This is a genomic window from Marinomonas sp. (genome assembly GCF_039940335.1).
In the GTDB taxonomy this organism is placed as follows: domain Bacteria; phylum Pseudomonadota; class Gammaproteobacteria; order Pseudomonadales; family Marinomonadaceae; genus Marinomonas.
On sequence record NZ_JBDVGW010000016.1, the window covers coordinates 85,080 to 100,941 of the forward strand.

The window sequence follows — 15,862 nt, forward strand, 5'->3', positions numbered from 1 at the left end:
GCTCTCTCCTAAAATGTAAAACTTGCTTGATAGCCAGTATATTTACGAATATTAATAACGCCTGTATCAAGCATCCAATATTGGCCTTTAATGCCCATTAGCGTCCCTTCTATTACTGGTGTTTTCTCGGCATTAAGGCTAGAAATTTTGGTCGGGTATTCTAGAACGGGATAGCTAAATTCGTGGGTTTCATTTTCATCGGACAAATCTGTGATAGCTTGCAAACCAAACTCGTTTTGTAAGGCATCTAATCCTTCATACAAGAGTCCAATTAAGCGCTCTTGTTCCCGCTCCAGGTCCATGGTGATATCCAATCCTTTTAGCATATTGCGCCAATTGGTCTTATCTGCCACTTCGTTTTTAAACAGCATTTCAACCAAACCAGACATACGGCGGTTACTCACTCGAAATAAAGGTCTTGCTTGGGTTGCGCCCTGATCAATCCAACGGGTGGGTAATTGATCCCCTCTTGTAATACCGACCTTTAAGGCAGACGAATTGGCGAGATAAACATAATGACTTTGCATGCAAAACTGCTCGGCCCATTGTGGATCACGACAAGTTCCCAAATGGAAATGACATTTCTCTGGGCTCATAATGCAGGTATCACAAGCTGCCAGAGTTCTGAAACAAGAAAAACAGTAACCTTGACTAAAAGATTTTTTTGTCACCTTTTGGCACTTCACACAATGAATGACGCCAGCAAAATCCAAACGTACTTTTTGCCCTAATAACTCATTCATGAGAACGCTATCTTGGCCTAATTGCAGACGGTATTGAACCTTGCCATCGACAGCCTCGGTCTGCATCTTTTTCAGATCACCCGTTAGCATTAATTGTTTTCCTTAGTCGAGTTATCTACCCACTTGATGGTTTCATGCTCTGCGGTCGTTTGTTTGCTGTCACAACCAGAGTGTACCTCGGTATTAATATACCCAACCCTGTCCGTCTCTGATTTATTGCTGTAATCGTAGGTGATGACCGCTTGTAAACTCAGCTCTTTCTGCTCGGGCGTTAAACGTACACCATTTGGCCATTTTCCCAGTTCAACCGCTTGTTTTAGGCTGGCGTAAACTTCGGGCGACATATTGTCGATCATTTCTTTAAAGTTCATATCACTTCTCTCTTAACCAATCGCGAGGGCTAACGGCTTGCCTTAGTCCATAGGGTATTTGCTAAACAATACAGGCCACTCAAAATCAAACCTGTAACCAAACCTATCGTATGGGCTGTGTTAGCAATACTGCCTAAACCCACCATTTCAGGTATTTGCGTATAGCCAATACCCAACCAGACGACAAAAAATACCATTAATTGTTTACTTATCAATCTTGGCCAGCGTGGGTGTAGTAAAGGTGTCAGCCATGCAAAGCCAATCAGTCCGTACACGACACCAGACAGCCCACCAAACAATGGGTTGCCATTAATCTCATATTGCAAAACGTTGCTAAGTAATGCGGTGACCAGCACACCGACCGCCCATAAAAAAGAGCCCAGTAGATGCTCAATTTTACGTCCCACATCCCATACCCAAAGAACATTAAAAATAAAGTGCAGCAGACTAAAATGAAGAAAAGCGGGGCTCAGCAGTCGCCAATAGTCACCCTGTGCTAAGACTTCTTCTAGTGGTAAAAAGCGCACTTGGCTGCCAAACACTTCAAACGGACTAATAGAAAAATACGCAACGCTGGTTAAATCTGCCCCCAACTGGGTGACAAAAGCGACAATAGCCGCCAGCGCGATAGTTGTGATGGTGGCAGGATAAGTTAGGTAGAAACCCACTAGACTTTTTGATGAGGCTTTACGAATGGGTTTTGCGCTTGCGGATGACACAATTTGAGACAAATCCTCGCCACTTTCCCAAGCCGTAATAATTTCTACTGCATAAGCTTGATTTTGAGCATTAACAAGCCAAAGCTCATTGTGACCATTGGAAAATTCGATACGATGGGCAATTTTCTGTTGCCATAAAAAACGGCTAAGCACCGCTGGGTCGGCATCGGGTTTAAAACGATAAATTGGAAACATCTAACCCTTACTGGGAGTCCCCTCTAGTAATATGAAGTTAGGTTTATAGTTAGGATTTATAACTGCTTTGCCAACCTAACTTGTCTCGGCAAACATCATAAAAATCATGATTCATAGGATGGATTAAGCGGATGCCACCCTCTTTCTTGGTAATATGTATTTCATCACCTGGCGCAGCAGTAATGTTTAACTGACCATCACAACTCACACTCGGGTAAGTAAGATTCGATTCACAGACAACAATTCGAATTTTAGCGTTGCCATTAATCACAATGGGTCGATTACTTAAGGTATGGGGATGCATAGGAACCAATACTATGGCATCCAGTGTTGGTAGCATAATTGGGCCACCAGCAGACAGAGCATAAGCGGTGGATCCCGTTGGTGTAGCCACGATCAAACCATCGGATTTTTGATTCATCACAAATTGATCATCGATAAAGAGATCGAATTGGATCATACGAGCGGATTTTCCTGGGTGAAGTACCAAATCGTTTAATGCTATCCCTTCGCCACGGGCTTGGTTTTGTCGCTTCACCTTGGCTTGAATCATGAAGCGCTTTTCTTCATGAAATTCACCACGAAAGATGGGGTCTAATTCTTCTTTTAATTGATGAGGAGAAATATCCGTTAGGAAACCTAGTGTGCCTCGGTTGATGCCTAAGACAGGAATATCATAACTGCAAATTGCTCGAGCGGCCCCTAAAAAGCTACCGTCGCCCCCCACAACTATGGCCAAATCACAGTGATCGCCCAGTTCTTTAAGCGGGGATGAGTCAATCTTCACCCCTGGCATCATGGTAGCCAGTTCGGTTTCTAACACAGGGACTAGATTCTTGTCCTGAAGGTATTCCATTAATTTTTTGACTGTTTCTAGAACCTGAGGCTTATCCAATCTTGCAATAATGCCCACACGTGTAAAAAGACTCATGCGTTATTCTCTTATCATCAATCAAATGCAATCAATACAATTACGAACAAACTCGATGCGCCAAGGCTCAGGGTTTGTTATCTAAGTTGTCGCCACTTTAACACGAAGTCTCTAGCTCTCGCTATGTGAACAGACTTTCAAAAATGGATTATGCTCATCCTTGTAGCCTCGCCAGCCCTGAATACCACCTGTGTGTATAAATAATGTTCGCCTATTAGGCCACTGACCGGACTGTATTGCTTTGATAATAGCAAAGAGGGCTTTGTTGGTATAAACAGGGTCGAGTATCAGGTTAGGATTTAGCTGGGCTATTTGCTTCATAAAATCCCGTAATTCTTCACTGTGCTTTGCATAACCACCATGATGACAGTCACTATGAAATCTCAACCTGTCAGAACAGTTTGCGCTGTTAAGTTTACAAGCAAGCTGAACAATTTCCCCTTGTTGGTCAGCCGCCCCTTTTAACGCACTGAACACATGTAAAAAGGGAACCTCAGGTGCGGATAAAAAACCCGCGGCGGTTGTACCTGTGCCTGCTGCAAGCGCCCAAGCATCAAAGCCGTTATCTTGCCTTGCAATATCTCGAGCCCATTCTTGGCAACCTTTAGCACCAAGCATGCCGCCACCCCCTTCTGGCACCCAATACACATCGTCATATTCATTTTGAATTTTCGCTGCGACCAGAGAGTCCACCCCAAGACGATAATCAGCCCTACTCGATGGCCACAACTCAACTCCATTCTTGGCGGCATCTTTTAAAGTGGGTGTAAGGTTAGCTTGTAGCTCACCACGTACGATACAAACACCTTTTTCATCTAGTGCTTTTAAAGTGTTTGAAAATGCGTGCAGGTGATTGGAATAAGGTCCGGCAAAAGTTGCTATCACCTTAGCTTTTTGCTGGTTAGCTGCACACAGATGATGTTTGAGCTTATGCCACTTATTACCAGGGGCAGCTTGATTCTCTAAATCCCCCCGGTAGATATACAGTTCATAATTCAGAAGTGAGTTTGAAGGGGTAGCAGGGATAACAATAGGTTCAAGCACGAAGTGAAAAGTCTCTTAACATCAGGTTTTTACGCATAATATCATAGGCAACCCCCATTCGTTGAAAGCACTTTTCTCTTTAAGCTAGGCAAAATTCTATAAAGGCGACCCTTTACTCTTTATAGACGAAGAATATCCCTGATAAATCTGCCTTTTATGGGATAAATTTTGTTAAAATCTGCGCACTCATCATTTGTGGAGATGAAACATGATTCCAACGCTTTCTGAAGTGTCACCACTTCAGTCCAAGTACTTAGCTTTTATTGAGAGACTAAAAGCTTCCGGTTTTACCGGCGACACCAATCCAGATTATGCCAACCGTGTTGTCCTTTCTACCGATAACTCTATTTATCAGGTGTTACCACAAGGGGTTATTTACCCAAAAACCGTGGAAGACATCCAGCTGATTAGCCAACTCAGCAATGAATCCGAATTTCATGACATAGTACTTAGTCCTCGCGGTGGTGGTACGGGTACCAACGGTCAGTCGTTGAGTGATGGTCTGATTGTTGATTTATCCAAACACATGAACAAAATCCTTGAAATCAATGCCGAAGAAGGCTGGGCAAGAGTCCAAACCGGCGTTGTCAAAGATCAGTTGAACAAAGCCATCAAGCCCCATGGGCTGTTCTTTGCTCCAGAGTTGTCTACCAGTAATCGCGCGACCATTGGCGGCATGATTAATACCGATGCCAGCGGACAAGGCTCGGTTATGTATGGCAAAACCCGCGATCATGTCTTGTCTCTGAAAACCGTTTTGCTCGACGGAAGTTTGTTGGATTCGACTCCTATAGATGACGACACCTTAGAAACCATTAAATCTGGTGAGGGTTATGCCGCTCATGCTCACAAATTGGTCGATAGCATTCAAAAAAACAAGGCAGAGCAAATTGAGAAAACCTTCCCAGAGCTTAATCGTTGCCTAACAGGTTATGACCTTGCTCATATTCGTACTGAACAAGGTCTGTTCAATATGAATTCTGTGTTGTGTGGTTCCGAAGGCACGCTGGGCTTTATTGTCGAAGCGAAAGTCAATTTGCTTACCATTCCAACCTATGCTGCCTTGGTTAACATTCGTTATAACAGCTTTGAAGGTTCATTGCGTCACGCCAGAGAGCTATTGGAAGCCAAGCCTACCTCTATCGAAACTGTTGACTCAAAAGTTTTGGGTCTTGCCAAAGGTGACATTATTTGGAACTCGGTCTCTGAGTTTTTCCCAGAAAAAGCCGGAGAAGATATTCAAGGCATCAATCTGGTTGAATATACCGGCAAGAGCGAGCAAGAAGTTTTAGAGCGTATTAAAGTCTTAACAGACCAATTGGATAAACTCGCGGAACAAGGTGATAGCAGCGCATTAGGCTACACCATTGCCAAAGGCCACAGTAACGTCAATAAAATCTGGGCCATGCGTAAAAAGTCTGTGGGTCTGTTAGGTAATGCTAAAGGTGAAAAGCGCCCTATCCCATTCGTTGAGGATACCGCCGTACCACCGGAAAACTTAGCGGATTTCATTATGGAGTTTCGTGCCGTATTAGACAGCTATGAAGTCCAATATGGCATGTTTGGCCATGTAGATGCTGGGGTACTTCACGTCCGCCCTGCATTGGATCTAAAAGATGAAAGCCAAGAGCCAATGATTCGTGAAATCACCGATAAGGTGGTAGCACTAACACAAAAATACGATGGTTTATTATGGGGTGAACACGGTAAAGGCGTTCGCTCTGAATACGCTCCTGCTTTTTTCGGTGACCTATACCCAAGCGTTCAGCAAGTTAAGGGGGCTTTCGATCCACGTAATCAATTAAACCCAGGAAAAATCGCCACCCCTTTCGAGCTAGGGGCTGAACTTCTCAAAATTGACGAAGTCCCCCTACGTGGGCAATTTGATCGCCAAATACCCTTGCATAATCGTGACCAGTTCAAGGAAGGCATGTACTGTAATGGCAATGGCGCCTGTTATAACTTTGACCCGAACGATGCAATGTGTCCTTCTTGGAAAGGCACCAGGGATCGACGCCACTCCCCGAAAGGCCGAGCCTCTTTAATGCGCGAATGGTTACGCGGCATGAGCAACCAAGGGGTGGATACTCAAAAAGCTAGCGAAGATGTTAAGCACAGTAATTTCCTTTTCAGCTTCATCCCCAAACTTAAAAACACTTTGGCAAAGAGACGTGGTGAGTACGACTTCTCCCATGAGGTTCATGAATCCATGATGGGCTGTTTGGCTTGTAAGTCATGTGTTGGTCAATGTCCGATCAAAGTCGACGTCCCAGAATTTCGCGCTAAATTTTTAGAACTCTACTATGGTCGTTACTTACGCCCTGTGAAAGACTACCTCATCGGCTCTTTAGAATTTATGCTACCAAGCCTTGCGGTCTTGCCTCAGCCTTACAATTGGTTAGTGAGTCGCAGCTGGATCAATCACTTTAGCAGCAAATATCTAGGACTGGCGGATAACCCTAAATTCAGCCAGTTCAATTTAAAGAAAGAAATGTCTAAGCGCGGCATTCGTTTGGCGACCCCTCTTGCCATCGAAAGCCTTAGTCCTAAAGACAGACAACGCGCCGTCATTGTAGTACAAGATGCTTTCACGAGTTACTTTGAAACAGAGTTGGTACTGGATACCATGGAAATGCTGAGCCGATTAGGCTTTCAAGCCTACCTCGCTCCATACATGCCGAATGGCAAGCCATTGCATGTTCACGGCTTTATGCGTGCTTTTCACAAGACCGCACGTAAAAATCTGGATATGTTACAAAGCCTATCGTTTTATGGTTTGCCATTTGTCGGTATTGACCCTTCCATGACTTTGACCTACCGCTCTGAGTACGCCAAGGTTTTTGCCGATACACGCCAAATCCCTAATATTCAGTTGATGCAAGAATGGCTAGCACAGAAAACCGAGCACCTCACTAAGCAACCGCTTACTTGTGAAGGTTCGACCTATCACTTAATGACCCACTGTACAGAGAAGACCAATGCTGCAGGCTCAATTGGTGACTGGCAAAAGGTTTATCGTACATTAGGTCTTGAGCTTAAAATTGAAAATGTGGGTTGTTGTGGTATGGCGGGTACTTATGGTCATGAAAGTGCTAACTTAGAAACATCCAAGCACATTTATGAGCTGTCATGGCATGAAAAGGTTACCGATGCCGACTTGTCTGGCAAGCTCGTTGCCACCGGATACTCATGTCGTAGCCAAGCCAAACGCCTAGATGATGCCAAGTTGCCTCATCCAGCACAGGTACTTTTATCTCATCTTAAAAAAGCCCAGCAACCAATTACTTCCAACCAAGCCTAGTTGCTTAGCTATTGGCCCCTTCAAGGGGCCAATTTTTTATCAGGAAAAGCATGAATCAACATAACCTTATCCATGACAGTGCGGACGAGTATGGTCCCATCCGGGTAATAGATGACGGTCAATATCGCATTCTTTCCTTTGCAGAAGGTGATGAACAAAGCCGTATCCGACTTTCCAGCCCACACGTTCTACAGCACGAATATACCCAAGCCATGATGCTACCCTTACTCTTTATGCAACCAAAGCGAGTGTGTATTTTAGGGTTAGGGGGGGGTGCACTGGTGAACGCTCTTTATCATAGTGTGCCGAGCATCCAAATCACAGCCGTAGAACTTCGCCAAGAAGTGCTGGACACCGCGCAAATGTATTTTAAGCTTCCCCAGGGCAAACGTATTAACTTCGTGGTGGAAAATGCCGCAAGCTTCCTCGATAAAGGCTTAGACAAGAAAGTCGATCTATTGATGACGGATATTTATCATACAGAAGGTATGGACCGATCCGTTTTAGCCACCAGTTTCATTGAAAACTGCGCCCGTAATATTAAAGAAAACGGCTGGCTCGTACTTAATTGCTGGAGTGACTACAAGAACCATCAAGGGCTCACTGAATTACTTAAAGAAAACTTTGTAGACGTTAGGGCGTTGGACACTGGCACGGGGAATTGGGTGGTCATTGCCTGTAAGAAAACTCACACCGTGAATGCAAAAGCCATGAAAGCCATCGCGCAAAAGTTAGGCGCTAGTCTGGACATTCCGCTGACCAAATGGCTATCTCGGTTGACGGAACTTTCTTAACCACTCATTCCTCAGGGTTAAGCCTGTCTTGCTGTCATATCACTGTAAGAATGTCTACGTAACATGCATTTTATCTTAAAACCAATAGGTAGAATGCACTATGGAAAACAATCAAGCAGCACTTCCTAACAGAAGTGAATACCAAAACTATATGCAGTGGGCCATGGTTGCCCTACTGGTTTATTTACTGATTTGCGCCGTAGGCATGATTGGTGGTGGTTTTAAAATGGCTACTGGCGGTCACGCTAAAGAGTTGTTTGCTTTCGCCAGCAATCCTTTTGCAGGTCTGGTTGTCGGCATTGTCGCCACCGCACTCATTCAGTCCTCCTCGACGGTAACCTCTATAATTGTTGGCCTTGTGGCTGGTGGTTTACCCGTTGAGCTAGCGGTTCCTATAGTAATGGGGGCAAACGTTGGCACCTCGATCACCAACACCATCGTATCTTTAGGGCACGTTCGAGCTAAAGAAGAGTTTAAAAGAGCTTTTTCCGCGGCTACCGTTCATGACTTTTTCAACCTTTTGTCTGTACTCATCTTTCTGCCTCTAGAAATCGCCTTTGGCATTTTAGAAAAAGCAGGCGCATGGTTAACAAGTTTATTTTACGGGGCTGGTGATACTTCAATAAGCGGGCTCAACTTCGTAAAAGCCGCTACTGCGCCGGTTGTAAATACCTTTAAAGGCGCAACGCAGACGCTAGGCGACCAAGCAGGTGGCATCACCCTTATCGTTCTCGGCATTGTTTTGATCTTTATCGCTATTACCTATGTTGGTAAATTATTGAAGCAGTTAATGGTGGGTAAAGCCAAAGACATCATGCATACCGCGATTGGTCGTGGACCAATTTCCGGTATCACCTCTGGTACCCTAGTGACTATCTTAGTTCAGTCATCTTCTACCACCACATCGCTGATGGTGCCTCTTGCAGGCTCTGGCTCTTTCAAATTGAAAGATATTTACCCATTCACTCTAGGGGCTAACATTGGCACTTGTGTCACGGCGGTTCTTGCCGCTACCGCTGTGACGGGGAACGCTCAGGCCGCTCTACAAATAGCCTTCATTCATCTGATATACAATATCTTGGGAGTGTTGGTGATTTATGGCACCCCTATGCTTCGTAACCTACCTATTAAGGCCGCTGAAACTCTAGGTCAGACAGCGGCAGACAATAAGTTTGCCGCCCTTGGTTATATATTGGGTGTGTTCTTTGTCTTTCCAGCACTATGCCTTGGCGTCAGTAGCGCAATCTAATTTAGGGAGTATTTATGAGTGATTTAAAAGTATTAACCAATGAAAGGCTTCACAAGCTGATTGATGAGACCCATCAAACACTTACCGAACTTAAAAAAGAAGTCACGCGTCGAGAGCAACTAAAACAAGAGCATGAAATTTACGATCTGGATCATCATATGAAAAGCGCAGAGCTTAACATCGTCGGCATTAAGAATTTCATTGCTTATCTTTTAGACGAAGCTAAGAAAAAATAACCACAATAAAACCCCAACCCTTATCAGGGTTGGGGTTTTCATCTTTTTATACCGAAAACACTTGATCCACTAGGGCTTTCGCCGCCCGTTCTAATTCGGCCAAATGCTGCTCCGAAATAAAACTCTCTAGATAAATTTTATAAACATTTTCGGTGCCCGAAGGACGGGCAGCAAACCAACCGTTTTGGGTAACAACTTTTAAACCGCCAATGGCCGCATTATTACCTGGGGCATGGGTCAAAACCTGCAAGATTTCCTCGCCTGCTAATTCTGTTTGCTTAACATCTTCTGAGCTTAAGCGAGAGAGAACGGCTTTTTGCTCTGGCGTAGCCGCTACATCAATTCGCTGGTAGAAAGGTCTCCCATATTTAGATACCTGCTCTTCATAAAACTCTGACGGATCTTTACCGGTAACGGCTAAAATTTCAGCGGCCAACAGTGCCAAGATGAAGCCATCTTTATCTGTAGTCCATACTTGACCGTTTTTACGCAAAAAAGAGGCACCGGCACTTTCTTCACCTCCAAACGCCATTTCACCTTGATATAGACCTTCCACGTACCATTTAAAACCGACAGGTACTTCACTTAACTGTTTACCAAGTCCATTGACTACTCTATCAATCATGCCACTGGAAACTAGGGTTTTACCGAACTTGATGTCGGCAGGCCAATCTTCACGATGTTGAGATAAATATTCTATGGCCACCCCTAGGTAAGCATTTGGGTTCATTAGGCCAGATTTGGGACAAACAATACCGTGACGATCATAATCCGGGTCATTGCCGACTGCTATGTCAAAGTCATCTTTGATGTTCAACAAGGCATTCATGGCATAAGGTGATGAGCAATCCATACGGATTTTGCCATCCTTATCTAGGGGAACAAATCGAAAGGTTGGGTCGACTTCTGTATTAACAACGGTAATATCTAGACCATATTTATCCGCAATAGGCTGCCAGTAATGAATGCCAGAGCCACCCATAGGGTCGACACCGATACGAACCTTAGCCTTAGCGATGGCTTTCATATCAATGACATTTTCTAGATCGTTCACATAGTGATGAATAAAATCAAAAGGTTCGATCAACCCAGAGTCAGTTTGGCCTTGCTCAGACAAACGTTTTACGCCGTTTAGCCCTTCTGCTAACAGCTGATTGGCTCGCGACGCGACCCAATCGGTAATCTCTTTATCTGCAGGCCCGCCTTTGTAAGAATTGTATTTAATGCCGCCATCTGTGGGTGGGTTATGAGAAGGTGTAATCACAATGCCGTCACTTAACTCGTTACTGGAAACATTGTGGGTCAGAATTGCATGGGAAATGACTGGTGTAGGTGTGTAGCCGTTATCCGACTGAACCCTTACATTCACACCATTGGCAGTTAATACGCTTAATGTCGTTTGAAAAGCTGCTTCTGATAAAGCGTGGGTATCTTTGCCTAAATATAAAGGCCCGGTGATTTTTTGCTGTAGCCTGTATTCTGCAATGGCTTGGCTGATCGCCAGAATATGATCTTCGTTGAAACTGGTATGAAAAGCATTCCCCCTGTGTCCTGATGTGCCAAAAGCCACTTGTTGCACAGCTTGGCTAACGTCGGGTTTTTGCAAAAAATAGGCGCTCATTAGTTTAGGAATATTAACCAATGAATCGAGTGGAGCAAGCTTACCTGCTTGAGGGTGAATTGCCATATTATAAATGCCTCTAAGTCATTAAAACTAAGTGCCTACAGTCTCCCTTAATTGAACAATAGTTTCAATGACTTAACGGTTACAACACTATCTCTTTTGTAGAATGAGGCTACCTATAGAATACCCAGCACCAAAGGAGCAAATCACACCTATGTCATTGGGTTGCATATCCTCATGATACTTTGCAAAAGCAATTATAGAGCCCGCTGAGGCAGTATTAGCGTATTCATCTAAGACAATTGGGGCTTCATCAAAACTCGCATCACGCCCTAAAAGGCGCTTACTAATCAATAAGTTCATGTTTATATTGGCCTGATGCAACCACCAACGCCTTAATTGAGACACGTCAATCCCGTGGGACGTTAGATGCCCTTCAATGTGCTCGGCCGCCATTGGGCAAACCTCTTTAAACACTTTGCGGCCATTTTGATGAAAGAGTTTATCCACACCATAGGGTGCTTCATCTGTTGCAAAGCTAACATAGCCAAAGTTGGAGCGAATATTATTAGAATAGGATGTCACACATTTTACACCCAGCACATTGAATGCGTGTTGTGAGCGACAAGTTTCTTCGCTTTCAACAACGATAGCGGTGGCTACATCACCAAAAATAAAATGTGAATCTCGGTCTTTATAATTCACCTGAGGAGACGTGAGTTCAGGGTTGATCACTAACACCGCTTTCGCACTGTCAGAGCGAACAGCATCATAAGCTCTTTGCAGACCGAAGGTGGCGGCTGAACAAGCTACTAACATATCAAATGCAAAACCTTCAATACCCAATGCAGCTTGTACTTCAATAGCAATGGCCGGATAGGAACGCTGGGTGTAAGCACAAGATACCACCACCATGTCAATATCACAGGCTGTCTTATTAGCGGCTAATAAGGCTTTCTTTGCCGCTTCAACGGCCATTTCTGCTTGGTGAGAAAGTTCATCATCTTGTCTAGGCGTGATGGATGGCCGCATTCGATCGATGTCTAAAATGCCATCTTTTACATAGACGTATCGACTCTTAATACCTGATGCTTTTTCTATAAACTCAGCACTAGAAAACGGCTTTGGGGAAACATCACCCAGCTCTATCCCCTGAGCATGCTGCTCATTATAGTCTGCCGCCCAAGCATTATAGCTCGCCACCAACTCTTCATTACTAACACTGTACTTTGGGGTCCATAGACCAACCCCACTGATAACAACAGAATTCGCCATTTCATTATCCTTTTATTATTGTAATTATCGCGCCAACGCTAGGCTTAAAAAATTACCCGATACAAATATTCGCCATATACCACTATACCATTTATTTATACTGTTCAGATTGTGATATTCATTTTGTTTGAAAATAAATTGATTCTAGCGCTTGTTTTACTATTAGATAACTGTAGCTTATATTTGATTATCTTTCGGTTTTGAGTCCATTATGATTAACAATCACAACAAGGATACGGCTTTAATTCTATCTGGCGGTGGTGCGAGGGCCGCTTATCAAGTGGGCGTTCTTTCCACGATTGGTAAATTACTCCCCAAAGGCTGTGAACTCCCCTTTCCGATTTTATGTGGCACTTCAGCGGGCGCTTTAAATGCTAGTATGCTGGCCAGCCATGCGGGTAATTTCACCCGCGCCGTGTCCACTTTAGCCTTCGTATGGCGTCATCTTACACCAGATCAAATTTACACTATGAGTCGTTGGCCCATGACCAGCTCGCTCACAAAAACGCTGCTTGGTTTATTTCATCGTCATAATCATAACGACCCCATTGCGCTTATGGATAACACTCCTCTTAAGCAACTCTTGGAAAATTATTTAAGTTTTGCTGACATTCAGACAGCGGTTGACCAACAACAACTTAAGTCCCTCGCCATTACGGCCATGAGCTACTCCACTGGCGAGTCGACCACATTTTTTCAAGCCTTGTCGAATATAGAGCCCTGGCAAGGTAATCGGCGCAAAGGGGTTAGAGCACAACTTAATGTTGACCATCTACTCGCCTCAAGTGCGATCCCAACCATCTTTCCTGCCAACAAGATTGATCAACACTACTACGGAGATGGTGCCATTCGACAAAAATCCGCTATCTATCCTGCAATGAAATTAGGCGCGAAAAAAATTATGATCATTGGGGTAAGCGGAAATCGCAGAGTCAAGGAGTGGCCAAGCAAAACGGTCGAAGCGTCGTCATCCGCCCCCAGTATGACGCAAATTCTTGGACAGCTGCTAAACAGTGCTTTTATCGATAACCTAGAAGACGACATCAATCAATTAGAGCTTTTCAATGACATTTTACGTGACCTTCCAGATGACAAGAAAGCCCAGCATCAGCTCCCCACTGAAACCTTAATCATCTCCCCTTCACAAGAGATAAATGAAATTGCTGACCAACATATTACTACCTTACCCAAAAACGTCCGTACTCTACTTAAAGCCGCAGGAGGGTCTTCATCACAAAGAACGAGTTCAGCTGCTAGCTACCTGCTATTTACTCCAGAATACTGTCGAGCACTTATAGAGCTTGGGCAAAAAGATGCCATGTGGGAGAAAGATAAGATTTTAGATTTTTTAGAAATTGATAAGATTAAATAGACAGTGTAACGGTGTAAACTTAAGAAACAAAAAAGCCGCTTTTACCCAGTAAAAGCGGCTTTTTACACTCTAATTAGATTATAGAGTTAAGCGACGTAGATCACTTAGAAGAGAGTTCAAGAAGGTCATGAATCGACCCGCATCACCACCATTCACCGCTCTGTGATCGTATGACAAGCACAGAGGCAACATAGTACGTGGTTCAAATTCTTTACCATTCCAACGTGGTTCAATGTCCGCTTTAGAAACACCAAGAATACCCACTTCAGGACAGTTAACAATTGGTGTGAAGCCAGTTCCACCAATCGCACCAAGGCTTGAAATAGTGAAACAACCACCTTGCATATCCGCAGGCTTAAGTTGTTTATCAAGAGCTTTCTTGATCAGAACGTTCGCTTCTTTAGCAATCTGAACAACAGATTTCTTATCCGCATCACGTAACACAGGAACAACCAATCCAGCTGGTGAATCCACCGCAATACCAATGTGCACATATTTCTTCTGTACATAGCTTTCGCCATCAGCAGTCAAAGACACATTAAATGCAGGGTTAGCCACCATGGCTTGAGCAACAGCTTTAATTAGGAAAGGTAGTGGCGTTAGCTTAACACCTTGCTTCTCCATTTCAGCCTTAAGACCCTTACGGAATCCTTCAAGGTCAGTAATATCTGCTTTATCGAATTGAGTAACCTGAGGAACAACAAGAGCATTACGCACCATATTCTGTGCAGTAAGCTTTTGTATCTTGCTCATCTTAACAACTTCGATTTCACCAAACTTACTGAAATCTTGATCTGGTACAGTCGGTAAACCGGCACCGGCTACAGAGCCTGCAACAGGCGTTGAAGTCGCTTTTTGAACAGCGGCTTTAACGTAAGCATGCAAGTCTTCTTTAAGGATGCGACCGCGAGGACCGGTAGGACGAACCAAAGACAATTCAACGCCCAATTCACGAGCCAACATGCGTACCGCAGGGCCCGCATGAACTTTCTTAGACGGTGTAGAAAGCACAGCAGATGAATCTACTGCTGGAGCAGAAGCTGGCTTAGCGGCAGCAGGAGCTGGTTCTGCTGCTTTTGCAGGCGCAGAAACTGGAGCTGCTGCAGGAGCCGCTACACCTTCAACTTCTAATTCAAGAATTAGATCACCTTCAGAAACCGTGTCACCCTCTTTAATAGACAAGGACTTAACAACACCGGTTTTTGGAGCAGGAATTTCCATAGAAGCTTTATCGGTTTCCAAAACAATGATGGAATCACCTTCTTCTACTTTGTCACCAACAGCAACCGCTACCTCAATAACATCAACACCTTCCGCGCCGCCGATATCAGGAACATTGACCGTTTCAACACCACTGGCAACAGCAGCTGGTGTCGCCGCTTCAGCCGCTGGAGCTTCAGCCGCTTGAGGGGCGCTAGAACCTTCTGTAACCAAGGTTAGGACATCAGCACCTTCAGATACCGTGTCACCGACACTGATAATGATTTTTCCAACAGTACCTGTGAATGGAGAAGGAATGTCCATAGAAGCTTTATCTGTTTCCAGAACAAGGATGGAATCACCCTCTTCTACTTTGTCGCCTTCGGCAACACAAACTTCGATAACTTCAACATCGGTTGCGCCACCAATGTCTGGAATAGTAATTTTTTCTTCACTGGAAGCTGCTGCAGCGACAGGCGCAGGAGCAGACTCTACAGGTGCTGTAGCTTCAGTTTTCTCTGCTGTAGCACCTGCTGCGGCTTCAACTTCAATTACCAACACTTCATCACCTTCAGAGACGGTATCGCCTTCTTTTACGGAAATGCTGACAACTTTACCTGCCATAGACGATGGAACGTCCATGGAAGCTTTATCTGTTTCTAACACAATAATGGATTGGTCAACGGCAATTACATCGCCAACCTGAACGCTGATTTCAATAACTTCAACATCAGCTGCACCACCAATATCCGGTACTCGAATGATTTCAGTACTCACGGAAATCTCCTTTGTCGTATAGACGCATCAA

The 15,862-nt window shown here is 44.3% G+C and carries 13 protein-coding genes; 5 read left to right on the top strand and 8 right to left on the bottom strand.

The features are described from left to right. Positions 1-8 precede the first annotated feature (8 nt). The 5 genes from ABJF92_RS15485 to ABJF92_RS15505 form a co-directional block, all read right to left on the bottom strand. On the bottom strand, positions 9-833 hold the full coding sequence (locus ABJF92_RS15485) for a DUF2797 domain-containing protein (protein WP_446816674.1): 825 nt from the start codon (positions 831-833) through the stop codon (positions 9-11). Further along, positions 833-1,114, bottom strand: a complete 282-nt coding sequence (locus ABJF92_RS15490) for a YeaC family protein (protein WP_446816675.1) — start codon at positions 1,112-1,114, stop codon at positions 833-835. Before ABJF92_RS15490 ends, ABJF92_RS15485 begins: the two co-directional genes overlap by 1 nt. A 29-nt stretch (positions 1,115-1,143) precedes the next feature. After that, a complete protein-coding gene (locus ABJF92_RS15495) occupies positions 1,144-2,028 on the bottom strand; it encodes a rhomboid family intramembrane serine protease (RefSeq protein ID WP_446816676.1) in 885 nt (294 codons plus the stop codon). Between the two features lie 49 nt (positions 2,029-2,077). Then, the gene (locus ABJF92_RS15500; RefSeq protein ID WP_446816677.1) at positions 2,078-2,959 is read right to left on the bottom strand and encodes an NAD(+) kinase; all 882 of its coding nucleotides are present in this window, start codon (positions 2,957-2,959) and stop codon (positions 2,078-2,080) included. Between the two features lie 111 nt (positions 2,960-3,070). Next, the gene (locus tag ABJF92_RS15505; protein ID WP_446816678.1) at positions 3,071-4,003 is read right to left on the bottom strand and encodes a 1-aminocyclopropane-1-carboxylate deaminase/D-cysteine desulfhydrase; all 933 of its coding nucleotides are present in this window, start codon (positions 4,001-4,003) and stop codon (positions 3,071-3,073) included. 208 nt (positions 4,004-4,211) lie between these two features. Here ABJF92_RS15505 and ydiJ point away from each other — a divergent pair, with 208 nt between their 5' ends. The 4 genes from ydiJ (at position 4,212) to ABJF92_RS15525 (ending at position 9,583) form a co-directional block, all read left to right on the top strand. Then, positions 4,212-7,304 (top strand): D-2-hydroxyglutarate dehydrogenase YdiJ, encoded by a 3,093-nt coding sequence (gene ydiJ, locus ABJF92_RS15510; RefSeq protein ID WP_446816679.1) that lies wholly within the window; start codon positions 4,212-4,214, stop codon positions 7,302-7,304. Positions 7,305-7,354: 50 nt separating this feature from the next. Then, positions 7,355-8,098, top strand: coding sequence for a spermidine synthase (locus ABJF92_RS15515; RefSeq protein WP_446816680.1), 744 nt, complete (start codon positions 7,355-7,357; stop codon positions 8,096-8,098). Between the two features lie 100 nt (positions 8,099-8,198). Continuing rightward, positions 8,199-9,347 (top strand): Na/Pi symporter, encoded by a 1,149-nt coding sequence (locus tag ABJF92_RS15520; RefSeq protein ID WP_446816681.1) that lies wholly within the window; start codon positions 8,199-8,201, stop codon positions 9,345-9,347. A gap of 14 nt (positions 9,348-9,361) precedes the next feature. After that, a complete protein-coding gene (locus ABJF92_RS15525; protein ID WP_446816682.1) occupies positions 9,362-9,583 on the top strand; it encodes a hypothetical protein in 222 nt (73 codons plus the stop codon). Between the two features lie 46 nt (positions 9,584-9,629). On the opposite strand, the gene pgm is transcribed toward ABJF92_RS15525, so the two are convergent. Both pgm and ABJF92_RS15535 read right to left on the bottom strand, forming a co-directional pair. Next, the gene (gene pgm, locus ABJF92_RS15530; RefSeq protein WP_446816683.1) at positions 9,630-11,270 is read right to left on the bottom strand and encodes a phosphoglucomutase (alpha-D-glucose-1,6-bisphosphate-dependent); all 1,641 of its coding nucleotides are present in this window, start codon (positions 11,268-11,270) and stop codon (positions 9,630-9,632) included. Between the two features lie 87 nt (positions 11,271-11,357). Continuing rightward, positions 11,358-12,482, bottom strand: coding sequence for a beta-ketoacyl-ACP synthase III (locus ABJF92_RS15535; RefSeq protein WP_446816684.1), 1,125 nt, complete (start codon positions 12,480-12,482; stop codon positions 11,358-11,360). A 211-nt stretch (positions 12,483-12,693) separates the two neighbouring features. Here ABJF92_RS15535 and ABJF92_RS15540 point away from each other — a divergent pair, with 211 nt between their 5' ends. Continuing rightward, positions 12,694-13,854, top strand: a complete 1,161-nt coding sequence (locus ABJF92_RS15540; protein WP_446816685.1) for a patatin-like phospholipase family protein — start codon at positions 12,694-12,696, stop codon at positions 13,852-13,854. Between the two features lie 78 nt (positions 13,855-13,932). Here ABJF92_RS15540 and aceF read toward each other — a convergent pair whose 3' ends face one another. Next, positions 13,933-15,831, bottom strand: coding sequence for a dihydrolipoyllysine-residue acetyltransferase (aceF, locus tag ABJF92_RS15545; protein ID WP_446816686.1), 1,899 nt, complete (start codon positions 15,829-15,831; stop codon positions 13,933-13,935). Positions 15,832-15,862: the final 31 nt, after the last annotated feature.

Bases quoted from the DNA above. Each gene is read 5' to 3' on its own strand.
- ABJF92_RS15485 (WP_446816674.1), bottom strand. From the start codon at position 833: ATGCTAACGGGTGATCTGAAAAAGATGCAGACCGAGGCTGTCGATGGC.
- ABJF92_RS15490 (WP_446816675.1), bottom strand. From the start codon at position 1,114: ATGAACTTTAAAGAAATGATCGACAATATGTCGCCCGAAGTTTACGCC.
- ABJF92_RS15495 (WP_446816676.1), bottom strand. From the start codon at position 2,028: ATGTTTCCAATTTATCGTTTTAAACCCGATGCCGACCCAGCGGTGCTT.
- ABJF92_RS15500 (WP_446816677.1), bottom strand. From the start codon at position 2,959: ATGAGTCTTTTTACACGTGTGGGCATTATTGCAAGATTGGATAAGCCT.
- ydiJ (WP_446816679.1), top strand. From the start codon at position 4,212: ATGATTCCAACGCTTTCTGAAGTGTCACCACTTCAGTCCAAGTACTTA.
- ABJF92_RS15515 (WP_446816680.1), top strand. From the start codon at position 7,355: ATGAATCAACATAACCTTATCCATGACAGTGCGGACGAGTATGGTCCC.
- ABJF92_RS15520 (WP_446816681.1), top strand. From the start codon at position 8,199: ATGGAAAACAATCAAGCAGCACTTCCTAACAGAAGTGAATACCAAAAC.
- ABJF92_RS15525 (WP_446816682.1), top strand. From the start codon at position 9,362: ATGAGTGATTTAAAAGTATTAACCAATGAAAGGCTTCACAAGCTGATT.
- pgm (WP_446816683.1), bottom strand. From the start codon at position 11,270: ATGGCAATTCACCCTCAAGCAGGTAAGCTTGCTCCACTCGATTCATTG.
- ABJF92_RS15535 (WP_446816684.1), bottom strand. From the start codon at position 12,482: ATGGCGAATTCTGTTGTTATCAGTGGGGTTGGTCTATGGACCCCAAAG.
- ABJF92_RS15540 (WP_446816685.1), top strand. From the start codon at position 12,694: ATGATTAACAATCACAACAAGGATACGGCTTTAATTCTATCTGGCGGT.